This window comes from Trinickia sp., assembly GCF_036503415.1.
GTDB lineage: Bacteria > Pseudomonadota > Gammaproteobacteria > Burkholderiales > Burkholderiaceae > Trinickia.
This window is the reverse complement of record NZ_DASXWY010000080.1, coordinates 1-4,778: the sequence shown is the minus strand read 5'-3', so window position 1 is coordinate 4,778 and position 4,778 is coordinate 1. Positions and strand designations below refer to the sequence as shown.

4 protein-coding genes and 1 pseudogene are annotated in these 4,778 nt (G+C 64.7%); 1 reads left to right on the top strand and 4 read right to left on the bottom strand.

What is annotated here, in order from left to right; all coding sequences use genetic code 11:
- The 4 genes and pseudogenes from VGL01_RS11040 to VGL01_RS11025 form a co-directional block, all read right to left on the bottom strand.
- Positions 1 to 267 (bottom strand): annotated as a pseudogene (locus VGL01_RS11040) (hypothetical protein); the annotation flags it as partial.
- Position 268: 1 nt separating this feature from the next.
- The gene (gene ctaD, locus VGL01_RS11035; RefSeq protein ID WP_331569186.1) at positions 269 to 2,230 is read right to left on the bottom strand and encodes a cytochrome c oxidase subunit I; all 1,962 of its coding nucleotides are present in this window, start codon (positions 2,228 to 2,230) and stop codon (positions 269 to 271) included.
- An 84-nt stretch (positions 2,231 to 2,314) separates the two neighbouring features.
- Entirely contained in the window at positions 2,315 to 3,271 is a 957-nt protein-coding gene (gene coxB / locus VGL01_RS11030) for a cytochrome c oxidase subunit II (protein WP_331569184.1), read from the bottom strand.
- A 3-nt stretch (positions 3,272 to 3,274) separates the two neighbouring features.
- Positions 3,275 to 3,529: a hypothetical protein gene (locus VGL01_RS11025; RefSeq protein ID WP_331569182.1), complete on the bottom strand. Its 255-nt coding sequence runs from the start codon at positions 3,527 to 3,529 to the stop codon at positions 3,275 to 3,277.
- Between the two features lie 289 nt (positions 3,530 to 3,818).
- Here VGL01_RS11025 and VGL01_RS11020 point away from each other — a divergent pair.
- A partial coding sequence (locus VGL01_RS11020; protein ID WP_331569180.1) for an enolase C-terminal domain-like protein occupies positions 3,819 to 4,778 on the top strand: 960 nt, incomplete at its 3' end.

The window sequence follows — 4,778 nt, the reverse complement described above, 5'->3', positions numbered from 1 at the left end:
GGGCAAACCCTCGGGCGGCCAATGCCGCGTGGTCTGCACCGCGAGGTACAGATAAGTGAAGATCAGATAGCCGAACAACGCGCCCTCGGTCGCGATCAGCATCAGACAGCCAAGCCAGCCGCTGGAACGATTGCCGGCACTGCCCACGGGCACGCTGGTGCCGTCTGATCGCAGCGTCGCCGCGGAGGCGGTCTCGGCCTCGCCCTGCTCGGCCCCGTCCCAGGCGGGTCCCGAGCTTCCTGCGAAAGAGCGTGGAGGCTCGTCCATGTCAGTGCCTCGCGACCGGTTCGGGCTCGCGCTGCATCAACCGGCGCTCGGGCCACAGCCAAACGACGATCGTTGCGGCGGCGAGAAGCAGCGCGAGGCCGGCGAAATACCAGGCATGTAATGCCAGCCCCGCGAAGAAGAGCGCTGCCGTGAGGCCGAGCCAAAACGGCGCGTACGAGTCTTCCGGCATCTTCAGAATCACATACGGTGCGGCTTCGAGCGCGGTCGTCCCAAGCGCCTCGCGCCCCTGATCGAGGATATAGCCATCGGCGAGGCGCGAGCGCGGCGCTTCGCCGGCATCGCCGCCTTCCCCTTGCATTCGCCCTTCCCACAGCGGATGGCGGCTGGCGATCGTCGGCACGACGGCGAAGTTGTAAGGCGGTGGCGGCGAAGGAACGGTCCATTCGAGTGTCGGCGCATCCCAGGGATTGTTGCCCGCGATCGGTCCGCGCTTGCGGCTATACAGCACATCGACGACGAACACGGCGATACCGAGCGCAAAGATGAACGAGCCGATCGACGTCAGCAAATTGACGGTCGTCCAGCCCATATCGGCGCCGTAGGTATAGATTCGCCGCGGCATGCCGAGCAACCCGGCGATATGCATGGGGAAGAACCCGAGATTGAAGCCGACGAACATGAGCCAGAACGTGATCCGTCCAAGCCGCTCGCTCATCATCCGTCCCGTGAATTTCGGAAACCAGAAATAAATGCCACCGACTACAGGGAACACATTGATGCCAATCAGGACGTAATGCAGATGCGCGACGACGAAATAGGTATCGGTCAACTGCCAGTCGAGCGGCACGGCAGCCGTCATCACGCCCGAGACGCCGCCGATCACGAACAGCAGTACGAAACCGGCGAAGAACAGAAACGGCACGCGAAAAACGGGGCGTCCCGTCCAGATCGTCGCAATCCATGCGAACGTTGCGACGGCGCTCGGAATCGAGATCACCATGCTGGCAGCGCCGAAAAACGACAGCGCGAGCGGCGGCAGGCCGGTAGCGAACATATGGTGGATCCAGACGACGAAGCCGATCACCATCGTCGCGACAGTCGATATCGCCACGGGCCCGTAGCCCACGAGCGGCCGCCGGCAGAACACGGGCAGCGCATCGGAGACGATGCCCATGGCCGGCAGCACGACAACGTAGACCCACGGATGCGCGAAGATCCAGAACATGTGCTGCCATAAGAGCGCATGCGAGCCGGCGGTGACGTCGAAAAAATGCGTGCCGATACGGCGATCGAGCCACAGCATGAGGAACGCGAGGCTCACGGACGGCACCGCGAAGAGATTGGCGCCCGATGCGGTCAACGTGCCCCATACGAGCACCGGAATGCGATCGATCGACATGCCCGGCGCGCGCATTCTCAGCAGCGTAACGACGAAATTGACCGCCCCCACCGTCGTCGAAATGCCGAGCAGCACCATGCCCAGCGAATAGACATCGATGTTCGGCCCCACATCGTAGGTCAATTCCGATAGGGGTACGTAATTGAACCAACCCGCATTCGGCGCTTCACCGAGCGGGAAGCTCGCATACAAGAAGATGCCGGCGAACAGGAAAACCCAATAGGAAAACGCGTTGAGCCGCGGGAAAGCCATATCGCGCGCACCGAGTACGAGCGGCCACAGGAAATTCGAAAAGCCCGACAGCACCGGCGATGCATAGAGAAAGATCATCGTGATGCCGTGCATCGTGAACAGTTGGTTGTACTGTTCCGGCGTGAGCACGGTCGCGTTCGGCTGGGCGAGCTGCACGCGCATGACGAGCGCTTCGACGCCTCCCAGCAACAGAAAGAGAAACGACGTCACCAGATAGCGCAGGCCGATCGTCTTGTGATCGACAGTGGAAAACCAGCCCCGCCACCCACGCCGCGTTTCCCAGATTTCGGCAAGGCGCTCGGCACGGTCGGCATCGATGGACTCGCGCACGAGCGGCCTCGAAAGCCGCATGGTTTCCGGCGAATCGCCGGACAATGCAGGGGCGGGCGTATCGGACATCGGCTATCTCTCGCTTGTTCCTCGTTGAGTCCCGGTTCATTGAAGCGTCGCCAGATAGGCGGACAGCGCGCTCGCATCCGAGGCGGACAGCGCCATCGAAGGCATCATCGAATCGGGCTTGATGCGCTGGGCATGCTGGATCCAATCGAGCCGATTGGCAGCGGTGTTGGGCAACTGCCCCGCAGCGATCAACCGTCTCGAGCCCAGATGCGTGAGATCGGGCGCTTGCGCGCCCGCCGCATCGGTACCGCGAACCGCGTGGCATCCGGCGCAGCGCTCGCCGAACAGACGCTTGCCTGCATTGATCGCGGCCGACTGAGCGGCAGGCGACGCGCCGCGCGCCTGCGCCCGCCGCCATGCATCGAATTCCGCCTGCGGCTGCGCGACGACCTCGAACGCCATATGCGCATGCTGCGCGCCGCAAAACTGCGAGCATTGCCCGCGATAGACGCCCGGCGCATCGGCCTCTATCCACTGCTCGTTGATCTGGCCGGGGATCATCTCGGTCTTGCCGGCCAATTGCGGAACCCAGAAGGCATGGATGACGTCGGCGCTGCGCAGCTTGATCTGAACCGGTACGCCGACGGGGATATGAATTTCGTTCGCAGTTGCGAAGCTGCGCGAGGCATCGTCGGCATACGGGTACTCGACCTTCCACCACCAGTCATAAGCCGTGACATCGATTTGCAGCGCGGGCGCCACGCGCGGCGCGGCCACCGATTCGAGCGTCGCCATCACATAGATCAATGTGGCGAACAACGCGAGCGACGACACACCCGTGCCGATGTAGATCCACGACATGCCCCCCGCTTCGGCCCCGATCGCATCGGGCCGCCCGCTCCGGCGCCGACGCATGAGCGCGGCTACGAGCAGCGCGGCCACGACGATCATGACCGCGCTCACGAGCCCGATGAGCGCCCACTCGAGCCGTTGCGTCGGCAAGCTCGCCGGCCCGGCGGCATGCGCCAGGTATTCGAGCGGCGCCGTCTTCATCGCTCAGCGTGCGGGGGGACGGCCTGTCGGTGCGGCAGTGCCTTTGTCTTCGCTGCCCCCGGTGCCATCCTCGCTGCCGTTGGGGGTGCTGTCGCTTTTATCGCGATCCTTGCCCCCTTTATCGTCTTTCGAACCGATCTTCGTCGTGCCGCCGACGGCGGGTGGGTCGCTGGCGGGAAAGGTATCCTCGACCGACTTGTCGATGAGGTCCTCCTCGTGCTTCGACTGCTCGCCCTTCTTGCTGGTATCGCTGCTCATGGCAAATCCTCCGTCCTCAAGGACCCTGCGATTCGCGCATGGCACATGCCTGACGACACCCGCAACGCAGCCGTGCATGACCATTGCCATCGTCTGTAAAAGTTGACCACCGGCCGCCTGTAACTCGCGGATCGGCGCCGGGGGCCACGCAGTGCGACGCATCGTTCATGCCCGGGCCGCCTCGCGCGCCCCCGGCCTCGCGGCGGGGCCTCCCGCTGGGCCGGGCGCAGCGCGGCATGCACCTTGCGTGTCGGTGGCGTTGGGTAAGCGTTTACCGATTCCGCTGAAAATGAGCGTTGCCGACCACTCCACACGCCGTGCTGACTCCCCGAAGGCACCAAGCCGCGACACGACCCCGATCGCGGCCGTCCGCGCGCACGCCTTCACGATACCGACCGATGCGCCCGAAGCCGACGGCACGTTCGAATGGCATGCCACGACGCTCATCGTCGTGGAGATCGACGCAGGCGGTTGCACCGGTATCGGATATACGTACACCGATGCCTGCGCCGTCGCATTGATTCGCGAAACGCTCGCCCCCGAGCTGCTTCATGGCGACGCGGGCTGCGCGCGTGCGCTCACGCAGCGGCTTTGGCGCCGCGTGCGCAACATCGGCCGCGCCGGCGTCGCCGCCACGGCCATTTCGGCCGTGGACTGCGCGCTGTGGGACCTGCAAGCGAGACTCGCCGGATTGCCGCTCGTACGATTGCTCGGCGGACCGATACGCGAAGCCGTACCGGTGTATGGCAGCGGCGGCTTTACGAGCTATAGCGACGAGCAGCTGCGAGAGCAATTCGAGCGATGGGTGGGCGAGAACGGCTGCCGCGCCGTCAAGATGAAAGTCGGCAGCGAGCCGGCTCGCGATCCTGAGCGCGTCGTATGCGCGCGCGCGGCGATCGGCGACGCCGCCGCGCTCTTCGTCGATGCGAACGGCGCGCTTTCTGTCAAATCCGCACTCGATTGCGCGCAGCGCTTCGCCGAATGCGACGTCACCTGGTTCGAGGAACCCGTTTCTTCCGACGATCTCGCCGGGCTGCACGCCGTGCGACGTCGTGCACCGCCGGCAATGGACATCGCGGCCGGCGAATATGCCTATAACCCCGACGATTTCCGCCGCATGCTCGAAGCGCAAGCGGTCGATGTGATGCAGGCCGACGCGAGCCGATGCGGCGGCGTGAGCGGCTTTCTCAAAGCGGCCGCGCTCTGCGACGCATGGCATATCCCCTTGTCCGCACACTGCGCTCCGGCG

What these genes read in the sequence shown, in the direction of transcription:
- VGL01_RS11025 (WP_331569182.1), bottom strand. Translation starts at nt 3,529, where the DNA reads ATGAGCAGCGATACCAGCAAGAAGGGCGAGCAGTCGAAGCACGAGGAG.
- coxB (WP_331569184.1), bottom strand. Translation starts at nt 3,271, where the DNA reads ATGAAGACGGCGCCGCTCGAATACCTGGCGCATGCCGCCGGGCCGGCG.
- ctaD (WP_331569186.1), bottom strand. Translation starts at nt 2,230, where the DNA reads ATGCGGCTTTCGAGGCCGCTCGTGCGCGAGTCCATCGATGCCGACCGT.